The following is a 22714-nucleotide window of genomic DNA, read 5'->3' as shown; positions in this document are numbered from 1 at the left end:
CGGGCTTGTGAGTCAGGTGAGGTGGTCGAGGGTTACGTGGTAGCCGAGGGCTTGGAGTTGGTGTATTGCACGGGTTTTGGATCGGTCGGGGTGTAGTCGGTTGAAGTAGTCGCCGCCCGGGTCGTGGTAGGGCGTGCCGGTGGTGCCCATGTGCCAGATCGCGGTGAGCATGGAGTGCTGGATTGCCACGTTGGCTTTCTGAGGCCCGCGTCGGGAGGTGATCCGCCGGTAGCGGGCTCCGAGATAGGTTCCCGGGTTCTGCGCACACGCCATCGCGGCGGCTCCGAGTGCTCCTTGTAGGTAAGGGTTCCCGGGCCGGGTCCGGGTTGATTTGACCCGTCCGGCGGATTCGTTGCTGCCGGGGCAGGTGCCGGCCCAGGAGGCGAGGTGCCCGGCGGTGGGGAACCTGGTCATGTCGGCGCCGGTCTCGGCGACGATCACATCGGCGGTGATCGGCCCGATTCCGGGGATGTCACAGATCAGTTCCCGGAACCGGCGAAAGGGTTCCATCATCACCTCGATCCGTTCGGTGAGTTCGGCGATCGCGGTGGTGTGCTGGTCGATCAGGTTCAGGTGCACCCGAGCCAGGAAGGCGTGGTGGTCGGTGAACCGGCCCGACAATGCCTCGGTCAGAGCCGGGATCTTCGACCGCAACCGGCGTTTGGCCAGCTCGGCCAGTACGGCGGGGTCGCGTTGCCCGGCGATCAGGGCCTCGAGCATCCCCCGCCCGGACACCCCGAGGATGTCGGAGGCCACCGAGGACAGCTTGATTCCGGCGTCCTCGAGCAGCTTTTCCATGCGCTGGACCTCACGGCTGCGTTCGCGTGTGACCGCGGTGCGGGCTCTGGTCAGGTCCCGCAGTTGCCGGATCGGTTCAGGTGGCACGAACGACCCCCGAACCAGGCCATGGGCACCGAGCTGGGCCAGCCACGTCGCATCCGAGACGTCGGTCTTGCGGCCCGGCAGGTTCTTCACATGACGCGCGTTGACCAGCAACACTTCGAACCCGGCGTCTTCGAGCAGATAGTAGAACGGTTTCCAATAGTCACTGGTCGCCTCCAGCACCACGCAACTGACCTGCTGGGCGACCAGATGCTCACGCAGAGCGAGGATTTGGCCGGTCATAGACCCCCACGTCGTCACGGTCTCGACAGTTTTGCGGCGACCCGCACCGGCGACCCGGACACAGACCTTGGCGTCTCGCTTCGAAATATCCACCCCAGCGCACCGGGTGTGAACGATCTCCATCCCTGCCACCTCTATTTCCGTCGACGGACCATTCGGCGTCCGCCGCGGGGAGGGCAGGGAGATACAGGAGTCTGACGCTCGGGCTCGAAGGCACCAATCCACGGTTCCCGTGGAAGCCCTCCACCACCATGCTGACCTACAGGCTCACCGGCACTACAGAGGATTCGGGGTCGACCGCGACGAACCCTCCAAGCCTCGCCGGTCACCAACCCCGGCGACCAGAGGACAAACGCAACGCCTGCACATCTTCGCGCACCACGGTGCGCCACAGGCGCAGCACTGCTGACCTGCGTATTCGGACGTCCTGAGCGGAGTTGCGACGTCGCATTTCATTGGTGGATCTTTCCGTGGTTCACCTGGTCGAACCAAGCGTCAGGGGTACTTGTGTAGCGCGTGCACGGCTCGCGGAATTTGGCTGTCGCGGTAGGGGAGTGGGAGGTTTGTGCGGCTCGACGGACAGCAGCCGTTCTGTTGTCGGATGAATGCGCCCTGCTGGCCATTGCCGCTTCTCGGGGCACCACTGCTGTCGGGTGATGACAAAGCACTTGGCCCGCGTCAAGTGGTAGGTGGTCATCGGTGGCACTCTCACCCCAACGATGTCGACTGGCTGCATGTGGTCGAGTGTCGAAGTTGTTGCGCGTCAGCGTGTCCGTGTCCGTTCGCGCCGTCCCGGCGCGAGTTCTTGGCCGACGTGTCGGCGCGAATGCTGAGCGTACGGCCTTCGGAGCACGGACGTGGGCAGGCGTAGCTTGGAAAAGCTCTTTGCTGCAGAGTGTCGCGAACGGGGCAGCTGCCGTCTGGAGGTGCCGGCCGTCTGGTAGATGCAATCATTCGCCGTCGCGGGAACGTGTTATGATCGCGAGGAATAGCAGGTTACGGCGTTGATTGGGGGAAGGTGATGAGACGAACGGAGCAGTTGAAAGAACCCGTGTCTGTTCATTTTTCGCGCACTGTCCGAGTAATCAACGCAGTCATGAAACTTGCGGCCGAAGGGGGATATGATGCTGTTCAGATGCGTGAGATCGCTCGACTGTCCGAAATGTCGCTGCACACGTTGTATCGATATTATCCATCGAAGGATGACATAATCCTGATTGCGTCGACGGCGGAAGTGGAGAGGTTGCGCTTGGACGTTATTTCTCGTCCGCCTTCTGGGAAGACTCCGGGCGATCGTGCTGCGACCGCGCTGATGCGCGCTTTTCGGGTGTTGCACGACAACCGCGGATTTGCGCATGCTGTGGCGACGTGTTACCACGTGCCCGCGGCGTTCAATCCAGAGTTCGATGACGAAGCAACGCAGGGACCAGATTTCGGCAAGTTCGAGGAGGTTGTTGCGTTAGCGACGTGGGGGCCGGATCACCTGATTACGCGCGAACAGCAGATGGCCCTGCGAGCGTTGAGCTCGGTGTTTGTTACTGCACTGATCAGCTGGTTGAACGGGACGCTCGGTCAGAAGGCTATTGGTGAGCAGTTCTCGTTTGCCGCACATCGGTTGATCGATCTTCCCGCCGAGGATCGTACGGCGTAACGACGGCTCTCTGCACCGCAAGCCGGTGCAAGCGTGCGTCGGTTGGAGTGCCATCACCTGCGCCGACCCTCCGGCAAGGAAGTCGAGAGCGTCCCGCGGCAATCGCCGGACCGTCTGCTTCTGCTCCTCGGATGTACTTGAGGACCGTGTCTCGGCGTCGCGCTCTTATTGCGGGCTACCACCGCTGTAAGCGGTCCTTGCAACTTTTCCTGCCGGGCGAGTCGTGCCCGGCTGTGCTAATCCGTTCCGTCACCGCCGCGGCGTCGGTTACCTCGCAGGTTCGCGGGGTGACGTGAGCAAAGCCGCCTACCGACCGAGTTGTGAACCGTTGCGGGCCGACCGCGACCTCGAGCGATGGGCCGTTGACGATCCGGGCCGAAAGCGCGCCGACTGCTATCTCGGTGGGTCGAAGGGTGCATTGACGGTGCTGAAGTACTGTATTGCCGCCGCAATGGCCACGGGGGCGCCGACAAAGATGGCGCCGACGAGTGTGCCTATGGGTGCAAACAGGGCCGCACCTGTGAGGCAGCCGATCGCTGCGCCTGGGATGGCGCCCGCGGCAAGGAAGGCGAATCCGCCTGTTGCGCCGAGCGTTCCGCCTGCGAGGCAGCCGACTGTGCCAGCGCCGATTGCGCCGATGATGACGCCGACGGCAGCTCCCGTCGAAATGGTGCTGGTCAGACGTGCCCAGGCCGCCACTTCGCGGTCGTATGGCGTCTTCCACGGCGCATAGTCCTCGAACGGCAGTGCAACCGGCGACGGTAGCGCGGGGTAGAAGCGAGCCTGGGAAACATCGGGAGTCAATGTGGCAGTGTTGCCTTCGATCGTGGCACTGATCGGTAGTGCAATCTCGTCCAGGTGCAATTTCAACGGTATTCCGCCGACGATGCGACCGTCGGCGGCCTTGATCTGGAATTGTCCGTCTATGACCGCCAAAGTGCCGGCATCGGTTGTAACGATGGCAGAGCTACCGTTGTTGTGGGCCGTGTAGTTGATAGTGTCTGCGCTGGCGCCGATTGCTGGGGTCTCGGGCGCCGGAGTTCCGTATGCTGTCTGTGTAGAAACAATTATCCCGACAGCTACCATTGCTGATGTGGCGGCCAATTTTGTGATTTTCACTTGTGTGTTTCCCTATTTTCGCATCGATCGGTGAACGATCGAGACCGGGTACAGCTGGTTGAACGGGACGCTCGGCCAGAAGGCTATTGATGAGCAGTTTTTGCCGCACATCGGTTGGCAATCTCCCCGCCGAGCACTGTCCACGGGTAACGACGGATCTGCGCCGCAAGCCGGTGTAAGCGCCTCGCCTCCGAGGATCACTCACACCGACTCGATGCTCGCTATGGGGCTAAAAGGTTCGCTGGTTGGACAGTACGAGAGCGGCAGCGGCGCAGAAGAACATCCCCACGCCCTGAACGAAACTCGTTGTAACGCCGGGCACCTGCGCTTCGGCTTGGCCTCTCAGTTGGCGAACCGCTTCCTGGATCGCGAACATTCCGTACATGCCGGTGTGGGTGTACGCCATGCCACCGCCGTTGGTGTTCATCGGCAAACTACCGCCCGGCTTGGTGTGTCCTTCCTGAATGAAGGCGGCCGACTCGCCGCGGCCGACGAAGCCGAGATCTTCCAGTCCATAGAGCGGAACGTGGGCAAACGCGTCGTAGATCATGAGGTGGTCGACGTCGCGGTGACTGATCCCCGCGCTCCGGAATGCTGCGGCGGACGAGTTTCGGAAGGCCTGGAAGGAACCGGGGTCCGGCATCTGCGAGATGAGCGGTGAGTCCATGGCCTCTCCCGAACCGTGCAGATAGACCACTTTGTCGCTCGCTTCGATGTCGGCGGCTCGTTGCGCTGACATCATTACCAGAGCGCCTCCGCCATCGGTGACGACACAGCACATGTCTCGGGTGAAGGGGTAGGTGATCATCGGCGCCGCCATCACCCCATCGATGTCGATTGGCGTTCGCCTGGCTGCCCTGCTGTTCATTGCAGCCCATTCGCGTTGAGCCACGACCGGTTCTGCGAGTGCCTCAACCGTCATGCCCCGGTCATGGAGGAACCGCAGTGCGGGAAGGGTGAACGTCGAGTGCGGTGCCAACGCGCCGAAGGGCAGTTCGAACTGGCCTTGCAACGAGGACGGTGCCCTGGTCCAAGCCGGGGCGCCTACTCGGGATCGGCCGGATTCGCCGTGCGTGATGAGCACCACCTCTGCAGCGCCAGCGCTGATGGCGGCGGCTGCGTGGCGCACTTGCACCAGCGGAGTGCAGCCGCCCACCATCGTGCCGTCGAACCAGCGCGGTGTGAGCCCTAGGTAGTGGGACACATCCTCGACCGAGGGCAGGGTGGAGGCGATGCCGTCGACGTCGTCAGGGTGCAGGCCGGCATCGGCGAGAGCGTTCAGCGCGGCTTCGGCATGCAGTTCGATTGCGGACATGTCGGGAACTGTGCCGATTCGTGTTGTCTCGGCCGCACCGACGATAGCGATTTCGCCGTTGTGCATGGTCATACGCTCGCAATCTCGATCGGACCGAAAACTGGCAGCTTGAATGAACCAAGTTGGCGAAACCGCACACTCAGCCGCATGTCGAGTTTCAACTGATCTGGGGTGGGCTGGATTTCCACGATATTCGTCATGAGGACCGGGCCCTCGTCGAGCCGGACCAACGCGATCACTGGCGACAGAACTTCGACCCCGGGTGTTGGTCGCATGGTAATGACATAGGATTCGAGAGTCGCGTGTCCGCACGCCTCAACCCACTCCACCGGCTCGTCGGGCTTCGCCGGATTGAACGAGCGCGGATAGAAGTAGTACGTTCCAGACTCTTTGCCGCGTTGAATCATGAGCTTTTCCTGCTGTACCCCAGCCCAGTACGGCGCAGTCTGTGGTGTCGGTTCCGGAAGGAAGCAGGTCATGCCCCACGCTCCTCGAAGACGCCACGGTCGAGTACCACATGACCGCTCACCACGGTCTGGAACACCTTGCGCCCGCCCGTTTGTTCCCAGATCCGTACTTCGAGTTCGTCGCCCGGGTACACCGGCCTGCGGAACTGAGCCTCGAACATCCCGAATCGCGAAACGTCGTCGCCGATCGTCCGCAACAGCGCACGGCCGGTGAATCCATATGTGCACAAGCCGTGCAGGATTGGTCTATCGAAACCTGCCGTCTTCGCAAACTCGGGGTCGGAGTGCAGGGGGTTGCGGTCGCCACTGAGTCGGTACAGCAGACCCTGGTCGGGTCGGGTCGTGAATCGTTCGATGAAGTCGGGAGCGGTATCAGGTGCCATCCAGTCATCGGGTTTTCCCCGGTCTCCACCGAAGCCACCTTCACCACGAATGAAGATCGTTGAGCGCGTACGTGCCAGGGTCCGTGAGCGGTCCGCAGACTCGATATCGGACTCCATGACGACCATCGCGTGTTCCCCCTTGTCCTGAATCTCGAGGACACAACCGGTGACGTGAGCGTGGCCTTCGACGGGGAGATCGGCGAGTAGCTGCACAGACTGGGCGGCGTGCAGCACCCTTGACAACGGGAAGTCTCCCAGCGGAATACCCGGTCCGATGAGCAGTACCGGAAAGGTCGGCAGCATCGCTTGGTCGATGCCGATCGAGTTCTCGGTGCTGAACTGCAGGTCTCGATAGGGGTCATCGATGCCCACCCCGATGCCGAGGGAGTAGAGCAGCGCGTCTTTGCTCGTCCATCTACGTTCGACCGCCTCGAAACGGCGGCCTACGACATCCAGATTGAGTGTCATGCTTTGCTCCCGGCGCTATCCGGCCTGGCTGGTGAACATGTTGGTGGGCAGTCCGTCGGCGAGCGGTCGGAACTCCTGCTCGAGTCGGTGGGCAAGTTCCTCCGACGTCCACTTCGATGCGGATTCGACCGCCGCGATCTCCTCGGGATTGTTGTAAAGACCGACCCGCTGTCCCTGCGCGAAGAGAACCCTTCCGCTGAGCCAATCCGAACGCTCGCCGGCCAGGTAGCCAACCAGCGGCGCGATGTCCTCCGGGGCCATCTGACTCAACTCGGGGGCCGCAAGCATCTTCTCGTCCGGGACGGTCGCGACAAGTCGAGTCATCGCGGCGGGTGCGATCGCGTTGGCTGTCACCCCATAGCGAGCCAACCCTTGAGCAAGGGAGTAGGTCAGTCCTACGATTCCCATCTTCGCTGCGGCGTAGTTGGGTTGCCCTGGAGAACCGTGGAGGCCAGAACCCGACGTGAAGTTGATGATGCGATAGTGGCCGTCCGGGTTACGTTGTTCCCGGAAGTACGCTGCGGCGGGCCGGACAGTGCTGTAGTGACCCTTCAAGTGCACGCGGATTACGGCGTCCCAATCGGCTTCGGACAAATTGAAGATCATCCGGTCCCGCAGGATACCTGCGACGTTGACGACGATATCGAGCTTGCCGAACTGCTCTACGGCCGTGTTGATCAATCGTTGTCCCGTCGCGACGTCTGCGACGTCTGCGTCGTCGTACACTGCTCGGCCTCCGTTTGCGACGACCTCAGCGGCGATCTCCGACGCTGGACCGCTTGCATATCCAGATCCATCCGTACCGGAGCCCAGGTCATTGATCACCAACGCGGCGCCTTCGGCCGCGAGCAATCGCACGACTGCTGCGCCGATCCCGCGCCCGCCTCCGGTGATCACGGCAACCTTGCCGTCGAGTGATCCCATGTTCATTCGTTCCTTCCATTGGTCGCCGAGTCCTCGGCGGTTTGCTGTGTGGTCGAGGCGACTGCGTCGGACTGGTGAGCGACAAGTTCCCGCAGCTGGTGACGCGGAACTTTGCCAGCGGCCGATCGCGGAAAATCCGCGACAAAGATGTAGTCGCGAGGTCGTTTGAATCCCGCGAGCCGACTGCGTACGTGCTGGTCCAGCTCCGCGCGGAGGTTTTCGTTGCCGTCGAATCCGGGTGCTGTCTGGACGACCGCGACCACCCGCTGGCCCCAATCGCGGTCTGGCACACCGACAACTCCGGTATCAGCAACGGCGGGATGCTCGATCAGCGCGCCCTCGACCTCCGCCGGGTAGACGTTCACGCCGCCGGTCAGGATCAAGTCGCCGCGGCGATCCAGTAGGTACAGGTAGCCCTCGTCGTCGAGATACCCGAGGTCTCCCGCGGTGGTGTAGTCACCCCATTGCGCAGCCGCTGTTTTGGCTGAATCCCCAAGGTATTCGAATGGGCTGGCTCTGAAGTAGATAGTGCCTTCCACCCCGCGCAGAGCGCGATCTCCATCCGGCGCTCGGGGTGCAACGACACCAGGCTTCGGTCGCCCGACCGTACCCGGGTGCTCGAGCCACTCTTGCGTGGAGCACGAAGACACGAAGCCCTCCGTGGAGCCGAGATACTCCCATACGATCGGCCCGAACCAATCGATGATTGCGCGCTTGGTCGCAGGGGGGCACGGGGCGCCGGCATGGATCAGGCTACGCATACTCGAGATATCGCAACTGCCTCGAAGATCGGCCGGTAGCCCGAGAAGCCTATGGAAATGCGTAGGGACCATATGTGACGACGTGATCGCAGTTTCGCCGATCGTTCGAAGCACAGTTTCGGCATCGAAGCTCGGCAGAACGTACAGGGTGTGTCCCGCATGCAGTAGGTTCAGCGAAATCCCGCCAGGCGCAGCGTGATACACCGGCGAGCAGACCAGATGGCGGCCGGGGCCTTCCGGTACCCCTACTGTCGACAGCAATGAACTGACCGTGTCGAGCGAACTCTCGGGCGCCACATCGGATATCGGCCGCCTGACACCCTTCGGACGTCCAGTGGTGCCTGAGGTATACAGCATCAGAGCGCCAAGCGATCGCGTGGCGGGCGGTTCGTCTGTATGGAAGCGGGAAAAGGCTTCATACGTGCACCAGTTGGCCGGCGCAGCACCGATTGCCACTGGGTGCGGCACGACGTCCTCTATCCGGCCGATGATCTTGCCGGCCAGCTCTGCGTGCGCTACGAGGACGGACGCTTGGCAATCGCGCACGATGTACTCGACCTCCGGCGCGGCAAGGTGGGTGTTGATCGGAACGAAGTACAAACCACCTTGCAAGCAAGCGAGTGCGATCTCGTAGTACTCGACTCCGTTGAACAGCAGACCCGCAACGACGTCTCCTCGGCGCAGGCCCAGATCGACGAACTTGTTGGTGAGCTGATGGACCCTGCTGATCAGCTCACCAAAGGTTGTTGTGCGGCCTTCCGCCACGATCGCGGGCCTGCTGGGATCATGCTGGCCCAGAAGCCAGGCCCCAACCAATGGCGTATCCGGCGGCTGTGGACGCTCGTCGAACTCGCGGTCGACCAAGGGAGACATAGAAAGTCCTCGTTTTGGGGGAAGATAAAGATCGTTGCGAAGTGCGCGTTGTTCCAGCGTCTGCAACGTCGGCATCATAACCCGTTCTGATCCGTATCCGCAACGGTCGACTTCGGGTCACGCAGCCGCGGACTACGACGTGACATCTGAGGTGGCGTCGATCCGAGGGCGGAAGCCGAGTGTCCTGCAGAAATCTGATGTCAGAACACGTTCTGACCTGCTCCGGCGGTCGTATCGAGGTTAGGGGTTGACAAGAGGCTGTGCACTGACTCACACTCGGATCAGAACGCGTTCTGATGGCTTCTAATCCGAAAGGCCCAAGAGTCGTTCCCCCTGCCCTTTCTTAAGTTGCCAGACAGCAGGAAATCGAGCATGAAAATATTTCGAAACAATCATTCAGCCACCACCGATAAAGACATATCCAGCCTCTCTTTCTGGGCGCGCCCTTTCGCGGAGCGGGATGAAACCTTCGCCTGGCTGCGTCGCAACGCGCCCGTCAGCTGGCATCCATCCGTGGAGTCGCCGTTCGTATCGCCGGAAGTACACGGCGAGGCCGGGTTCTGGGCAGTGGTGCTCGCGGACGACATCGAGTTCGTGAGCCAGAACCACGAACTGTTCAGCAATGAGATCGGTGGGGTGGGCTTGGATCCCGTTGCGCCTGGGGCGCCCGAGTACAAGACCTTCTTGACGTTCGATCCACCGAAGCACACGCACTATCGCAAGGCTTTGGCTGCCGCGTTCACTCCCAAGGCGGTCCGGCGACTCGATGAGATGATCCGCAAGCGGGCCCACCAGATTGTGAGCAACGTCGTCGGCGCGGGAGAGATCGACCTCGTCGAAGAGGTGTCGTCGAAGCTTCCGATGCTGACCATAGCCGACATGGTTGGCGTGCCTGAGTCTCTGGTCGAGACGTTTGCGAACGCCGGCAATACTCTGCTCAGTCTCGACGGCGAGACCGAACTCCCGAACGGCGTATCTGCTGTCGAGTTCATGCATATGCAGCTGAGCATCTTGCAGCAGATCGGCGTGGACCTCGTCGAGTTCCGGCGCGAGCATCCCGCCGACGACATCGTATCCGCGTTGGCGCAGTACGAGTGGGACGGCAGGCGACTCAACGCAGACGAGATCGGCTCGGTGATGGTCCTGTTGAGCGTCGCGGGTAACGACACGACCAAGCAAACGACCACCGCGACGGTCTACGCTCTGGACCGAAACCCCGCTCAGCGGCGATGGCTTGCCGCGGACTTCGAGTCCCGGATCCCGACGGCAATCGAAGAATTTATCCGTCATGCGTCGCCGGTTATGCAATTTGCGCGAACCGCAACGCAGGACCTGGAGTTGGGCGGACAGCAGATCGCCGCCGGCGACAAGGTGTGCGTCTTCTATTGTTCTGGAAATCGCGACGAAAGCCGATTCATCGACCCACATAGATTCGACCTCGCGAGGGAGGCGAATAGGCATATCGGTTTCGGCGGTGGCGGAATCCATTATTGTTTGGGCAATGGCGTCGCAAAGGCGCAATTGCGTGCCCTTTTCAGCGAGATCTTCACACTCCTTCCCAACCTGTCAGTGGTCGGCGAGCCGAAGCCTCTCGGGGGCACTTTCATCAACGGCATACGCCACCTGCACGTCCACACGAACTGAACGGGCACGAGTAACAGAAAGAAGGAACCAGTTCATGAAGATCAGTGTGGACCGATCGCGCTGCACCGGCATCGGCATCTGCGAGTCGATCGCACCGGAGGTTTTCGAGGTCGACGACGACGGGACGCTACGACTGTTGTCTGACGGTCCTATCGATGCACGAGTCGAGCGCGCCGTGCACAGCTGTCCGGCGTTGGCGCTGTCCCTGGTTGAGGACTGAATCGATGGATCATCAATCACACGAGGCGGGCCTCGTTGTCGTCGGTGCCTCGCTGGCGGGATTGCGTGCAGTGGAAGCGGCTCGGAGACACGGCTACGGCGGGCCGATCACGTTGATCGGAGCGGAACCGCATCTTCCGTATGACCGACCGCCACTGTCCAAGGAATTCTTGACTGGCGCCCCGCAGGGGACGTTCTTTCGAACCCGAGAGGAGATTTCAGGCGACCTCGAGGTTCGACTGCTGCTCGGTACGCCGGCAACGCGGCTGGACCCCGCGACACGCACCGTACATCTGGCGAACGATGCCATTCGCTACAACCGACTGATCATCGCCACCGGCGCCCGTCCGCGCACGCTGCCTCAGATACCGGAGTTTGCCACCCGCCCCGTAGTCGAGCTTCGAACTCTCGACGACGCCGTCCGGCTCAACAAAAGGTTGGCGGACGCACGTCACGTCGTCGTCCTCGGCGGCGGCTTCATCGGCTCGGAGGTCGCGTCGTCTGCTCGCCTTCGCGGATCGGATGTGACGATCGTCGATACTGCTCCAGTACCGCTTGTTCGCGCGGTCGGTTCGGTCGTGGGCCAGGCACTGACCAACCTGCACCACCGAAATGGCACCGAGGTGATCGTCGCCACCAAGGTGACCTCGATTGAATTGGACGGCGAGACCGCGCGGGTGTCTCTGTCCAATGATCGTGTGCTCAACGCCGACCTCGTCGTAGTCGGCGTCGGGGCCGCGCCTGAAACCGTGTGGCTCGAAAGATCCGGGCTTGTTCGCGACGATCGAGATCACGCAATCGTATGCGACGAATTCCTGGAAACGTCTGTACACGGCGTCTATGCGGCAGGCGATGTCGCTTCCTGGTACAACGTCCAGTACGGCATCACTATGCGGTCCGAGAATTGGACCAACGCGGCCGAGCAAGGGGCGCGTGCCGCGGAGAACGCCTTGTTCCCAGACCTTCGCGAGCCATTTCTCAGCGTGCCCTACTACTGGAGCGACTGGTACGGAAACCGAATCCAGTTTGCCGGAATTCCCATGGGGACAGTCGAATTCGTATCCGGGAGTCCCGCATCCGATCGATTTGCTGCACTGTTCCATGATGGGGGTCACGTCGTGGGCGCAGCCACACTGAACGAGCGGCGCCTGATCATGAAGTTCCGCAGAGTCATCGAGCAGCGCGGCACTCGCGCGGACGCACTGACCTACCTGCCGACCAAAGATAAGCAGTCATCAGTCGCGCCCTGCTGAGACCGCATCGAACGAAAAACAAGGACTCAATCCCATGAAAACTACTGCAGCAGTGTTGCGCTCACCGACCGCGCCTTTCACACTCGAACAAGTCGAGCTCAGCGGCGTCGGTCCCAACGAACTTCTTGTCGAGGTCGCGGGAGTCGGCATGTGCCACACTGATCTTCTGGCGAAAGTCCCTGAGTTCGGGGCGAATTTGACGCCGCTGATTCTCGGACACGAAGGCAGCGGTGTTGTGCTCGAGGTCGGCGCCTCCGTGACGAATGTCAGCGTTGGCGATCATGTCGTGCTCAGCTTCGCCTCCTGTGGGCAATGCGATCAGTGTGTACGAGGCGTCCCTGCGTACTGTCGTCATTTCGAGGTCTTGAACGTGACCGGTCGGCGCGCCGATGGGTCGGTGGACGCGCGCTCGGTTGAGGGAGATTCGATCGGCAACCGCTGGTTTGGGCAGTCTTCCTTCGCGCGACACGCGATTGTGGCCGAACGCGATGTCGTCGTTGTCGATAAGAGCCTGCCGCTGGAACTGCTGGCCCCACTGGGATGTGGCCTGCAGACCGGCGCCGGCGTCGTGTTGAATGTGATGCGTTTGTCCGCGGGGCAGTCCATCGCCGTGTTCGGCGCGGGAGCGGTCGGATTGGCTGCCGTGATGGCGGCGAAAGCCGCAGGTGCCAGCGACATTGTGGCGATCGACTTGCACGACAGCCGTCTCGATCTCGCCAAGGAGCTCGGCGCGACTCACACGGTTCGCGGTGATTCGCCGGACTTGGTCGAACTTGTGCGTAATGGCACCAGTGGCGTCGACTTTTCCTGCGACACAACCGGTGTGGCCAACGTCGTCTCGGCATCGGTCGAAGTCCTCGACATCCCGGGAACTGCGGTGCTGGTCGGCGCTGCGCAGGACGATCTTCGGATCGCGCCAGCGATGCTCGTCGGCCGGACTGTCACCTATGCGATCGAAGGTGCCGCGGTTCCGAGATTGTTCCTGCCACGGCTGATTGATCTCTGGCAGCGCGGATTATTTCCTTTCGACAAGCTGATCCGGACCTATCCGCTCTCCGATATCGCTCTGGCGGAGTCTGATTCGCTGTCAGGAGCAACAGTCAAGCCCGTTCTTCTCCCACGCTGAAGTGGAGCTCACTATGAAATATTCCGGTAGGACAATCGCCGACTTTGCGTTGACAGTAGACGGACGGGACCACCCGACCAGCCGCACATTCGACGTCATCAATCCCGCGACTGGTCAGCTACTGACCACGGCGCCCGCGTTGGATCCCTCCGAACTCGATGTCGTTTTCGGCGCCGCGCAACAGGCGTTCGAACAGTGGAAACAGGACGATGCGTATCGCCGGCAACGGTTACTGGAAGCTGCAGACGCCATCGATGCGGCAGCCGAAGATCTTGTCGGCATTCTGACCGCCGAACAGGGCAAGCCGCTCGATAAATCGCAGATTGAGATTTCCAGCGCCTCAATGTATTTGAGGTACTACGCAGACCTGGACTTGCCGCGAGAAGTGATCAAGGACGACCACGAGGGATACGAGGAAATTCTGCACCGCCCCCTCGGCGTAGTCGCTGCCATTGCACCGTGGAACTTCCCGATCACGTTGGCGATGTGGAAGATCGCTCCCGCCCTGCGCGCGGGCAATACCATGGTGCTGAAGCCCTCGCCGTACACGCCGCTGTCCACCCTCGCGTTGGGAAGCGTGCTGCGGGACATCCTGCCCCCGGGCGTCCTCAATGTCATCAGCGGACCGGATCCGCTGGGGGCACAGATGGTTGGCCACCCGGTTCCGCGAAAGGTCAGCTTCACTGGTTCGACTGCCACCGGAAAGAAGGTGGCGGCGGCCGCCGCCGACGACCTCAAGCGTCTGACGCTAGAACTCGGCGGCAACGACCCCGCGATCGTGCTGGACGATATCGACATTGGCAAGGTTGCCGAACAACTGTTCTGGAGCGCGTTCGAAAACACGGGTCAGATCTGCCTTGCGGTGAAGCGCGTTTACGCGCACGAAAGTGTGCACGCGGAGTTGGTGGACGCGCTCGCCGAAATTGCCCAGTCCGTCAAAGTCGATGACGGAACAGTCGCTGGGGCACAACTCGGACCGATCAACAACGCGCCGCAGCTCGATCGCGTGACATCGCTCGTCGAGGACGCGCGCCAACGTGGTGCCCGAATCGTCGCGGGCGGCGGGTCGTTGGATCGACCAGGCTACTTCTTTGCGCCGACGATCATCGATCGAGTCGAAGACGGTGTCCGTATTGTCGACGAGGAACAGTTCGGACCGGTCCTTCCGGTTGTTGCCTTCCGCGACGAACTCGACGCGGTCCGGCGCGCCAACGACTCCACCTATGGTCTCACGGCGTCTGTATGGTCCGGTGATCCAAACCGCGCGGCGCGGATAGGGCTCGAGCTCGACACAGGCCAGGTGTCGATCAACAGTCACGGCCGCGGTGTACGTCCGCATCTGCCGTTCGGTGGTCGCAAGTGGAGTGGAATCGGCACGGAGAACGGTATTTGGGGCCTGCGAGGATTCACCGAGATGCAGGTGATCACGGGACCTCGGCGAGTGTCATGACGTCTCGCTGATGTACGCCTCACTGACCTGGGCCGTCAAGGAATCACTCCACACGTACATCCGGGAGGTGGGTGGGGCAGTGATTCCTCTCCAACCTGCACAGGTGGAGACGGGTACGGCAACATTCCCCTGCGAGGCAGCTGAGTCGAATGCTGGCCGCACGATACTGAAATTCATGGGCGGCATTCGATTCATCGCCCACCAGGGCCTGCTTGATGTCACGGTTCGTGAACCCTGGCTGGACATATCGTATTCCCAGAATTCGTTCACGATCAGCGTGACAGGGAACGGCGTGCAGTCGTCGGACTCGGGGGACCGGATCACCATCGGACGGGGTGAACTGCCATCACACTTCGCTGCATCCGGCGAGAGCAGCGACATCGAGGTACTTCTCACGGCTGAGGGTGCCACGATCTTCCGTTACTACCCCTCGGGTATTCGCCTTGCGCCGCTGCAGTTGCAGCGGCCACCAAAGTGAGTTATTGACTCGCGCAAAGCAATTCGTGGATATGTTGCCGACACCAACCGATACGGCATTATGCGGCACCGGCCGCGTCTCGCTACGGCAGTGCCACGTCGGCACAGATAGGGGATCAGATGGCCCTCGCGGTGCCCGCGACCAAGCCGAATCGAATACTCGCTGTTCTTTGTGCAGCATGCATTCTGTCGGCAATCATGTTGACGCTGATAACGCCACTCGTCGGACAGCTACCGCGACTACTGAATACCACGACATCGAACGCTGCGTGGGTGGTGACGGCGACCCTGCTCTCGTCGGCGGTCAGTACGCCCATCGCCGGTCGGCTCGGCGACATCTGTGGCAAGCGCCGCGTGCTTCTGATCTGCCTGGTGCCGATCGCCGTCGGCTCAGTTGTTTGCGCGCTGAGCGCCTCGGTTGTCCCGATGATCGTTGGCCGTGGTCTCCAAGGGATGGGTCTTGGTGTCATACCACTGAGCATCAGCATTCTCCGAGACGTCCTTCCGGACGACCGATTGGGATTCGGAATCGCATCTGCCAGTGCAGCGATGGGGGTCGGCGTTGCGCTGGGTCTGCCGATCTCGGCCGCTGTTGCTGAATACGGGAGCTGGCACTACATGTTCTGGGGAGCGGGTGTACTGACTGCTGTGGTCGCTGTGATCGTCGCGATCGGGGTCCCTGCCGACGGAGGCCAAGGCACGAAGCATGGCTTCGACCTTGTCGGAGCGCTCGGGCTGGGCGGTGCTGTGGTATGCCTACTTCTCGGAATATCCAAAGGTCCGTCTTGGGGCTGGAACAGCGGAGCTGTCCTGGGATTGTTCGCAGCAACAGTGGCTTTGCTGGTGCTGTGGGGATTGTGGGAGCTTCGCTGTTCCGACCCGATCGTTGACTTGCGCGTCACACGGAAGCCGCCGGTGCTGCTGACCAACGTCGCCGGCATACTGCTGGGATTCGCGATGTACGTGCAACTGTTGGTTGTGCCGCAAATATTGCAACTGCCAGCGAGCACGGGATACGGATTGGAGCAGTCCCTTCTGTCAGTCGGAATCCTGCTGGCACCAGCCGGTTTGATGACCCTGGCGATGTCGCCCATCGTGCCTCGAATGTCAGCTGCATACAGTCCGAAGACCACTCTTGTCACCGGCAGTCTGATTCTCGCCGCAGGATACGCCTCCTACCTAGCCCTATCCGACTCGATTTTGGGCCTGCTCATGGTTACATCTCTGTGCGGCGCGGGTTCCGGTCTGGCCTACGGGGTGCTGGGCGCCCTGATCATGGAGGCGGTACCACGGTCGCAGACCGCGGCGGCCACCAGCTTGAACACACTCATGCGTACCGCCGGGTCGGCGATCGCCTCCGCATCGACGGCCGTCTTGCTCTCAGAGATGGTTGTCCAGTTCGGCGGCCAAGATCTGCCGTCTGAGAACGGTTTTCGCACCGCCATGCTGGTCGGCTGCGCAGGAGCTCTTGCCGCGGCAGCGGTCGCCGCGGCCATCCCCAGTGGTCGTCGAAAATCGACGGCAACGGTGACGGGGTCGAAGTCGTCGGATGAGTTGGTATCAGCGCGTGTGTAACCTCGACCTGAGGTCACCCAGGAGCCATCCGATAGTCGTCGGCTCAAACGCCGCGAATACGATGAGCGTCGCGCACCTGGTGTCATCACTGGCTTGGCCAACGAAATCTTCACCGCCGATGCCACTTCGAAGAGACACAGAGTGCGTCGGCACTCTGTTGTCATTCTGCCCGCACGGTGCGGCCGCTTGGTGGCAGCGATCCACCGAGCTCACCCGCGACCGATTCGATCAACATCGATACCGGTCAAATCTGCACACGACGTGTGGTTGTCCAAACAACACGGGTGTGAGCAGAATCAACTGCTAATGCTCGTTACGAGCGAGCCGACGAGGGGGCCGCTTCGGCCAAAGATAGGTATGTACCCTGGTTGTTCGGCCATCGCCCCAACACCTCGGACCGATGATGCTGAAGCGAATCCATCAACACGGTTCCGCGGAGGCGTCCATGTCCACACTAAATCCGCAACACAGGGACAGCGGCAGCGATGACAGTACCCGGTGCGAGGAAGATACATTGATGATCCGGTTTTGCGCGGAGTGCGACAGATTGTTTTCGCCGCTGACCGCGGGGTGCTTCTCTTGCGCATCCGAGGACCTCGAGTGGGTGCCTTCCTCCGGCGCTGGCTCGATCGTTTCGTGGCGGGTGGTGGAGCGCGCCGGGGATGGTACGCGCGGTGAGCCGACACCGTTGACGATCGCTATCGTCGAACTCGACGAGGGTCCCTGAGTCTACACATCCATCGAGGGGGACGTCCCAGTGGACTCGAGTCCTCCCGTGCGTGTGCAGTTGCAGCCACGTCCCCGCCAGGACCGGTTTCCGGTCTTCGTAGTCAGTGGTGACTCGCGAAATGCAGTTCGCATGTCCCCAAGCGCTGGATACGAGTGATCGGTACAGCATACGAACCGCGCACTGTGATGATTACGACCGATACGGCACGTCGTGAGTGTCGAAATCGGCCGCGGTTCCGTCCGATACGGCGGAAGGTTCCTCCTTTCGGCTGCTCGAATCCGTGTCGCCAAGCGATCCTCAACCGTCCTCACGACAAAAACGCTCGCTGTTCCGGGGATACGATGACGATTGACGAAGCGTTGACGCAACGCTACCCGTCGCAGGGAATGCACTGTCCGAAGGTTTATAGCCGATGAGCGAGGACGATCCTTTCCAGACAGCCCGCGAGATCCCCACGGGGGTCACCGCGGAACTGAGCGCGGTGGGGTTCGAGGACGCGGAAGAGATCGGGCGGGGCGGTTTCGGGGTGGTCTATCGCTGCACGCAGCCGGAGCTGAATCGAACGGTCGCTGTGAAGATCCTCAGCGCCGAGCTGAACGCAGAGAATCAAGCGCGGTTCTTCCGGGAGCAGCAGGCGATGGGCCGGCTGACCGGGCATCCGAACATCGTCACGGTGCTGCAAGCGGGTGCGACCGCGAGTGGACGGCCGTATCTGGTGATGCCGTATCACCCGTTGGATTCCCTGGACGCGCGGATCCGCGGGCAGGGTCCGCTGCCTGCGGAGACCGTGTTGTGGATCGGGGTGAAGATCGCCGGGGCGCTGGAGAGCGCGCATCGCCTCGGCATCCTGCATAGGGATGTGAAGCCGGGCAATATCCTGCTTACCGATTACGGTGAGCCCGCGCTGACGGATTTCGGTATCGCGCGGATTGCGGGTGCCTTCAAGACGGACACGGGCACGGTGACCGGGTCGCCGGCGTTCACGGCCCCGGAAGTGCTCGAGGGTCAGGCTCCGACTGAGGCCACGGATGTCTATGGGCTGGGTGCCACGCTGTTCTGTGCGCTGACCGGGCATGCGGCGTTCGAGCGGCGCAGCGGGGAGAACGTGGTGACCCAGTTTTTGCGGATCGCTTCTCAACCGGTGCCGGATCTGCGTGCGAGTGGCGTCGCCGAGGACGTGTCGGGGTTGGTTGCTGCGGCGATGAGCCGCGATCCGGGCGAGCGGCCGTCGGCGGCGGCGTTGGGGGAGGCGATCCAGCAGGCGCAGCGCCGCCACGGGTTCACGGTCGATGAGATGGCGTTGCACACCGAATCGGGCCGTGAGCGCCGGGACCGCAAGCCGGCTACGCCGCCAGGGTGGTGTCCGCCGGTGACGACGACTCCACGGGGTGTCGGGACTTTGCCGCCGGAGTTGACCAGTTTCGTCGACCGCCGCACCGAGCTGGCGGAGGTGAAGAATCTGCTGACCTCGGCCCGATTGGTGACATTGACCGGGATCGGCGGGGTCGGCAAGACACGGCTGGCGCTGCGAGCGGCGGCGAGCACACGCCGGGAACTCGCCGACAGGGTGCGGCTGGTCGAGCTGGCCGACGTCTCCGACCCTGCGCTGCTGGTCAACGCGGTCGCGGCGGCGCTGGGGTTGCGCGATGATCCGGCGCGGCCGTTGCCGGAGGTGGTGGTCGAGTTCCTGTCGACTCGGGAGTCGCTGCTGGTGTTGGACAATTGCGAGCAATTGGTGGCGGCGGTGGCGGAACTGGTCGAGACCTGGATGCGGGACTGTCCGAACTTGCGAATCCTGGTCACCACGCGCGAACCGCTGGACATCGCCGGAGAGGTCGTACTGCAGGTGCCGCCGCTGAAGGTCCCGGATCCGGACCGCGAGCCGTCGCTGCGGGGACTGGCCCGATACGACGCGGTCACCCTGTTCGCCGACCGCGCAAGTGCGGTGGTGCCGGGCCTCGAACTCTCCGACGACAGCAAGGCAACCGTGGCCCTGATCTGTGCCCGGCTGGACGGATTACCGCTGGCGATCGAGCTGGCGGCAGGACGGATGCGCACGATGTCGCCCGAGCAGATCCTGCAGCGGCTCGACGATCGGTATGCGCTGTTGACCCGCGCCAGCCGCACCGCGCCCAGCCGGCAGCAGACTCTGCGATGGTGTGTCGACTGGAGCTACGAGTTGTGTACTCCGGCCGAGCAGCGGCTGTGGGCGCGGCTGTCGGTATTCGCCGGCGGTTTCGAACTCGATGCCGCGGAAGAGGTGTGCGGCGCCGACCTGGCCGCAGACAGTCCGCTCGATGTGCTGTCCTCGCTGGTGGACAAGTCGATACTCATCCGGGACGGGTCGAATGGTCCGGTGCGGTTCCAGATGCTCGAGACCGTGCGCGACTATGGCAGGCAGAAACTGGGGGAGTCCGGCGAGGAGCAGCAGCTACGGCGTCGGCACCGGGATTGGTACCAGCGGTTGGCGTTGGCCGCGGAGGCCGAATGGATGAGTGACCGGCAGCCCTACTGGACCGCCAGGCTCGAGCGTGAACAACCCAACTTGCGCGAGGCGCTCGAATGCAGCTTGGCCGAAGACACCGAGCAGGCGGCCGAAGCAGGTCTACAAACCGCCGCAGCGCTATTCGTGTTCTGGACGTTCCGGGGTCTGTATGGCGAAGGTCGCCACTGGATCGAGCGCCTTCTCGATCACCCTGCTGGGCAATCGATTCCAGACCGTGTCAGGGCGCTCCACGCAGGCTCCATTATGGCTGCGATGCAGGGCGATTTGCTGGCGGCAAACGCCCTCGTCGAGGAGGGACGCGTGCTCGCTGAGCAGGCTCCCACCCCGATGACCGAGGCGCTGATCGCCCACGCCGAGGGCATCGCGGCGCTCTGTCGTGGTGAACTCGCTCTGGCGTCCTCATCGGTCGAACTCGCCGTCGAGATGCTCAGCTCGAACCGTCAAGGATTCCTTTACGCTTCTGCTTTGTCCGCACTCGGTATGGTGTACGAGCGGGCCGGTGATACGGATCAGGAGATCGAATGTTATCGGCAGCTGATTTCGATCACCGAAGCGTGCGGCGAATCGCTCTTCCGGTCGTCCGCACTGTGGGGTCTGGGCAGTGCGGTCTGGCAGCAAGGTGAACGATCCTCGGCGATCGAGCTGCTCCACAATTCACTGCGGATAAACCGGCGGCTCCGTAGCCCGCTCGTGGCCGCGTTCGGTCTCGAAGTGTTGTCTTGGGTTGCCTGCGCCGATGGTGACGCCGAGCGCTCAGCTGTACTGATAGGCGCCGCGGAGGAACTACAGCGGTCCATGGCCAACCCTGCGGCGATCCTTCCGATGTCGCATAATCACGACGAATGCGTCCGGACGACGCGCTTCGCCCTCGGGCCACGCGGATTCGATATGGCCGTTCTCAAAGGCCGAGCGCTGGGTATGGACGAAGCTGTGGCCTATGCACTGGGCGAGCAACCCACCGAAACCACGCCGACATCGGGTCCAGACGCGGCTCTGACCAAGCGCGAGCGTCAAGTCGCAGATCTCGTCGCCCAAGGCCTCACCAACAAGCAGATCGCCGCCAAACTTGTGATCTCCCAACGCACAGCCCAAGGCCACGTCGAACACATCCTCACCAAACTCGGATTCACCTCCCGTGCGCAGATTGCGGCCTGGATCGCAGAAGACGTTGCACGACAAAGTCGTTGACCGTGACGATCTCTGCCGGATATCAACGCCATCTATCAACCGCTGTGGAGAGATCGCTGCGTTCGGGCACATCAAGTGCTCCCTCCAGGTGCCCAGCCGAGAACACCATGGTCGCGGGAGATGTCAACGCCCCTATACGCAGGTTGGGATGCGGCCGATGTGACGGTCTCGGGCCAGAATCGACGGTGACCTGCGCATTCGGACGTGCTGGGCGGGGCCGTGCCGTTGCTTCTCATTGATGGATCTTTCCGTGGTTCTCCTGGTTGAACCAAGCGTCAGGTGTACTTGTGTAGCACGTGCACGGTTCGCGGAAGTTGGCTGTGGCGGCGGGGAGTGGGAAGTTTCTTTGGGTCGACTGACAGCGGCCGTTCTGTAGTCGGATGCGTGAGGTTCACCCCGAATGGTGGACAGGGTTTCAAGCAGCCTTGGCTGCGTCTGTCAGGGATTGCTCGTAGCGTACGGGGCCGAGCATCCCGCGGGCGGAGTGCCGCCGATCATGGTTGTATCTTCGGATCCAATTGTCAACCGAAGCAACGAGTTCAGCCTTTGTAGCGTAGACGTGTCGGTAGTACGATTCGTGTTTGTAGGTCGACCAGAATGATTCGGCGGGGCTGTTGTCCCAACAGATTCCGGTATCGCCCATCGACTGTTTCAGCCCGTGACGGTGGCAGGCTTGCACCGTCGATCCCGCGGTGAACTCGCCCCCGCGATCGGAGTGCAGCACGGTCCCGGCCACCGGATGCCCGCGCACTGCTACGGCTTGGTCGATCGCCTGGCACACCACGTCGGAACCGATGTGATCGGCTATGACGTGGGCGAGCACGCGGCGGGAATGCCCGTCCCAGATCGCACACAAGTACATGTCGCCTTCGCCGCAGGTCAGATACGTGAAATCGGTCGTCCAGACCGCATCCAGGCGCCCCTGGTCGAAGTCACGGCGCACCAGATCCGGCGGGAACGACGCCGCCGGATCGACCAAGGTCGTTCTCACCTTGAAGGTGCGTGGACTGATGCCTTCGATCCCGATCCGCGCCATGATCGCCGCGACGGTCTTGGCACTGACCACCTCGCCCCGTTCGCGGAGTTCGGCGGTGATTCGCGGAGAACTGTAAGTACCGTCGGAGGCGGCGTGCACGTTCAAGATCTTCACCGTCAGATCGGCACGACGCTGCTGACGTGGCGTCGAAACCGTTGCCGCCCTAGCTTCACATGCATGTAGTAGCCCGACGCCGACACGCCGAGCAGGCGTGCCATCCGTCGGATCGATCAACGACTGCACCGTGTTCACCCGGGTGCTGGCCGGTATCCGGATGCCACGACCCGGGCGGGGACGACCCTGGACCCGGCCGCGTCGTGTGCTGGCCGACAAGGGTTACTCCTCGAAAGAGATCCGGGGATACCTGCGTCGGCGCGGGATCGCCGCGACGATTCCCGAGCGCTCCGATCAGCAGGCCCACCGC

General features: G+C 62.3%; 19 protein-coding genes. 11 read left to right on the top strand and 8 right to left on the bottom strand.

Annotated elements, in window-relative coordinates; translation table 11 throughout:
- Positions 1–12: 12 nt before the first annotated feature.
- Positions 13–1248 carry an IS110 family transposase gene (locus ACRWNM_RS34600; protein WP_431972385.1) on the bottom strand — a complete coding sequence of 412 codons (1236 nt, stop codon included), beginning with the start codon at positions 1246–1248 and terminating at the stop codon, positions 13–15.
- A 973-nt stretch (positions 1249–2221) separates the two neighbouring features.
- Between ACRWNM_RS34600 and ACRWNM_RS34595 the strand changes: the two genes are divergently transcribed.
- Complete coding sequence (locus ACRWNM_RS34595; RefSeq protein ID WP_431972384.1) at positions 2222–2776, top strand: TetR family transcriptional regulator; 555 nt, start codon at positions 2222–2224, stop codon at positions 2774–2776.
- A gap of 393 nt (positions 2777–3169) precedes the next feature.
- Here ACRWNM_RS34595 and ACRWNM_RS34590 read toward each other — a convergent pair whose 3' ends face one another.
- The 6 genes from ACRWNM_RS34590 to ACRWNM_RS34565 form a co-directional block, all read right to left on the bottom strand.
- The gene (locus ACRWNM_RS34590) at positions 3170–3895 is read right to left on the bottom strand and encodes a hypothetical protein (protein WP_431972383.1); all 726 of its coding nucleotides are present in this window, start codon (positions 3893–3895) and stop codon (positions 3170–3172) included.
- A gap of 229 nt (positions 3896–4124) precedes the next feature.
- On the bottom strand, positions 4125–5282 hold the full coding sequence (locus tag ACRWNM_RS34585) for a thiolase C-terminal domain-containing protein (protein WP_431972382.1): 1158 nt from the start codon (positions 5280–5282) through the stop codon (positions 4125–4127).
- Positions 5279–5689 (bottom strand): Zn-ribbon domain-containing OB-fold protein, encoded by a 411-nt coding sequence (locus ACRWNM_RS34580; protein WP_431972381.1) that lies wholly within the window; start codon positions 5687–5689, stop codon positions 5279–5281. The genes ACRWNM_RS34585 and ACRWNM_RS34580 overlap by 4 nt, the downstream gene beginning before the upstream one ends.
- Positions 5686–6528 carry a MaoC/PaaZ C-terminal domain-containing protein gene (locus ACRWNM_RS34575; RefSeq protein ID WP_431972380.1) on the bottom strand — a complete coding sequence of 281 codons (843 nt, stop codon included), beginning with the start codon at positions 6526–6528 and terminating at the stop codon, positions 5686–5688. The genes ACRWNM_RS34580 and ACRWNM_RS34575 overlap by 4 nt, the downstream gene beginning before the upstream one ends.
- A gap of 15 nt (positions 6529–6543) precedes the next feature.
- Positions 6544–7452, bottom strand: a complete 909-nt coding sequence (locus tag ACRWNM_RS34570) for an SDR family NAD(P)-dependent oxidoreductase (protein ID WP_431972379.1) — start codon at positions 7450–7452, stop codon at positions 6544–6546.
- A 2-nt stretch (positions 7453–7454) separates the two neighbouring features.
- Complete coding sequence (locus ACRWNM_RS34565) at positions 7455–9152, bottom strand: AMP-binding protein (RefSeq protein WP_431972378.1); 1698 nt, start codon at positions 9150–9152, stop codon at positions 7455–7457.
- A 306-nt stretch (positions 9153–9458) separates the two neighbouring features.
- Here ACRWNM_RS34565 and ACRWNM_RS34560 point away from each other — a divergent pair, with 306 nt between their 5' ends.
- The 9 genes from ACRWNM_RS34560 to ACRWNM_RS34520 all read left to right on the top strand — a co-directional run bounded on the left by ACRWNM_RS34560 (position 9459) and on the right by ACRWNM_RS34520 (position 21254).
- Complete coding sequence (locus ACRWNM_RS34560) at positions 9459–10730, top strand: cytochrome P450 (RefSeq protein ID WP_431972377.1); 1272 nt, start codon at positions 9459–9461, stop codon at positions 10728–10730.
- A gap of 34 nt (positions 10731–10764) precedes the next feature.
- Positions 10765–10950 carry a ferredoxin gene (locus tag ACRWNM_RS34555; protein ID WP_431972376.1) on the top strand — a complete coding sequence of 62 codons (186 nt, stop codon included), beginning with the start codon at positions 10765–10767 and terminating at the stop codon, positions 10948–10950.
- Between the two features lie 4 nt (positions 10951–10954).
- Entirely contained in the window at positions 10955–12202 is a 1248-nt protein-coding gene (locus ACRWNM_RS34550) for an NAD(P)/FAD-dependent oxidoreductase (RefSeq protein ID WP_431972375.1), read from the top strand.
- Between the two features lie 34 nt (positions 12203–12236).
- Complete coding sequence (locus tag ACRWNM_RS34545) at positions 12237–13328, top strand: NAD(P)-dependent alcohol dehydrogenase (protein ID WP_431972374.1); 1092 nt, start codon at positions 12237–12239, stop codon at positions 13326–13328.
- 13 nt (positions 13329–13341) lie between these two features.
- Positions 13342–14778: an aldehyde dehydrogenase family protein gene (locus ACRWNM_RS34540; RefSeq protein ID WP_431972373.1), complete on the top strand. Its 1437-nt coding sequence runs from the start codon at positions 13342–13344 to the stop codon at positions 14776–14778.
- Positions 14779–14788: 10 nt separating this feature from the next.
- Positions 14789–15256 carry an HtaA domain-containing protein gene (locus ACRWNM_RS34535; RefSeq protein WP_431972372.1) on the top strand — a complete coding sequence of 156 codons (468 nt, stop codon included), beginning with the start codon at positions 14789–14791 and terminating at the stop codon, positions 15254–15256.
- Positions 15257–15375: 119 nt separating this feature from the next.
- Entirely contained in the window at positions 15376–16830 is a 1455-nt protein-coding gene (locus tag ACRWNM_RS34530; protein WP_431972371.1) for an MFS transporter, read from the top strand.
- Between the two features lie 400 nt (positions 16831–17230).
- Positions 17231–17557 (top strand): Zn-ribbon domain-containing OB-fold protein, encoded by a 327-nt coding sequence (locus tag ACRWNM_RS34525; RefSeq protein ID WP_431972370.1) that lies wholly within the window; start codon positions 17231–17233, stop codon positions 17555–17557.
- 415 nt (positions 17558–17972) lie between these two features.
- A complete protein-coding gene (locus ACRWNM_RS34520; RefSeq protein ID WP_431972369.1) occupies positions 17973–21254 on the top strand; it encodes a protein kinase domain-containing protein in 3282 nt (1093 codons plus the stop codon).
- Between the two features lie 415 nt (positions 21255–21669).
- Here the strand turns inward: ACRWNM_RS34520 and ACRWNM_RS34515 are convergent, their stop codons facing one another.
- Positions 21670–22533 carry an IS3 family transposase gene (locus ACRWNM_RS34515; protein ID WP_431972368.1) on the bottom strand — a complete coding sequence of 288 codons (864 nt, stop codon included), beginning with the start codon at positions 22531–22533 and terminating at the stop codon, positions 21670–21672.
- On the opposite strand from ACRWNM_RS34515, the gene ACRWNM_RS34510 reads away from it, so the two are divergent.
- On the top strand, positions 22502–22714 hold a 213-nt coding region (locus ACRWNM_RS34510; protein ID WP_431972367.1), incomplete at its 3' end, for a transposase. The two genes, ACRWNM_RS34515 and ACRWNM_RS34510, sit on opposite strands and share 32 nt — an antisense overlap.

This window comes from Nocardia sp. bgisy134 (assembly GCF_965341865.1).
Lineage (GTDB): Bacteria > Actinomycetota > Actinomycetes > Mycobacteriales > Mycobacteriaceae > Nocardia.
Note: the sequence above shows the minus strand (reverse complement) of the source record. Positions and strands in the feature narration are given on the sequence as shown.

Bases quoted from the DNA above. Each gene is read 5' to 3' on its own strand.
- ACRWNM_RS34525 (WP_431972370.1), top strand. From the start codon at position 17,231: ATGATGCTGAAGCGAATCCATCAACACGGTTCCGCGGAGGCGTCCATG.
- ACRWNM_RS34585 (WP_431972382.1), bottom strand. From the start codon at position 5,282: ATGACCATGCACAACGGCGAAATCGCTATCGTCGGTGCGGCCGAGACA.
- ACRWNM_RS34595 (WP_431972384.1), top strand. From the start codon at position 2,222: ATGAAACTTGCGGCCGAAGGGGGATATGATGCTGTTCAGATGCGTGAG.
- ACRWNM_RS34555 (WP_431972376.1), top strand. From the start codon at position 10,765: ATGAAGATCAGTGTGGACCGATCGCGCTGCACCGGCATCGGCATCTGC.
- ACRWNM_RS34575 (WP_431972380.1), bottom strand. From the start codon at position 6,528: ATGACACTCAATCTGGATGTCGTAGGCCGCCGTTTCGAGGCGGTCGAA.
- ACRWNM_RS34520 (WP_431972369.1), top strand. From the start codon at position 17,973: ATGAGCGAGGACGATCCTTTCCAGACAGCCCGCGAGATCCCCACGGGG.
- ACRWNM_RS34530 (WP_431972371.1), top strand. From the start codon at position 15,376: ATGGCCCTCGCGGTGCCCGCGACCAAGCCGAATCGAATACTCGCTGTT.
- ACRWNM_RS34540 (WP_431972373.1), top strand. From the start codon at position 13,342: ATGAAATATTCCGGTAGGACAATCGCCGACTTTGCGTTGACAGTAGAC.
- ACRWNM_RS34560 (WP_431972377.1), top strand. From the start codon at position 9,459: ATGAAAATATTTCGAAACAATCATTCAGCCACCACCGATAAAGACATA.
- ACRWNM_RS34535 (WP_431972372.1), top strand. From the start codon at position 14,789: ATGTACGCCTCACTGACCTGGGCCGTCAAGGAATCACTCCACACGTAC.
- ACRWNM_RS34570 (WP_431972379.1), bottom strand. From the start codon at position 7,452: ATGGGATCACTCGACGGCAAGGTTGCCGTGATCACCGGAGGCGGGCGC.
- ACRWNM_RS34545 (WP_431972374.1), top strand. From the start codon at position 12,237: ATGAAAACTACTGCAGCAGTGTTGCGCTCACCGACCGCGCCTTTCACA.
- ACRWNM_RS34600 (WP_431972385.1), bottom strand. From the start codon at position 1,248: ATGGAGATCGTTCACACCCGGTGCGCTGGGGTGGATATTTCGAAGCGA.
- ACRWNM_RS34550 (WP_431972375.1), top strand. From the start codon at position 10,955: ATGGATCATCAATCACACGAGGCGGGCCTCGTTGTCGTCGGTGCCTCG.
- ACRWNM_RS34580 (WP_431972381.1), bottom strand. From the start codon at position 5,689: ATGACCTGCTTCCTTCCGGAACCGACACCACAGACTGCGCCGTACTGG.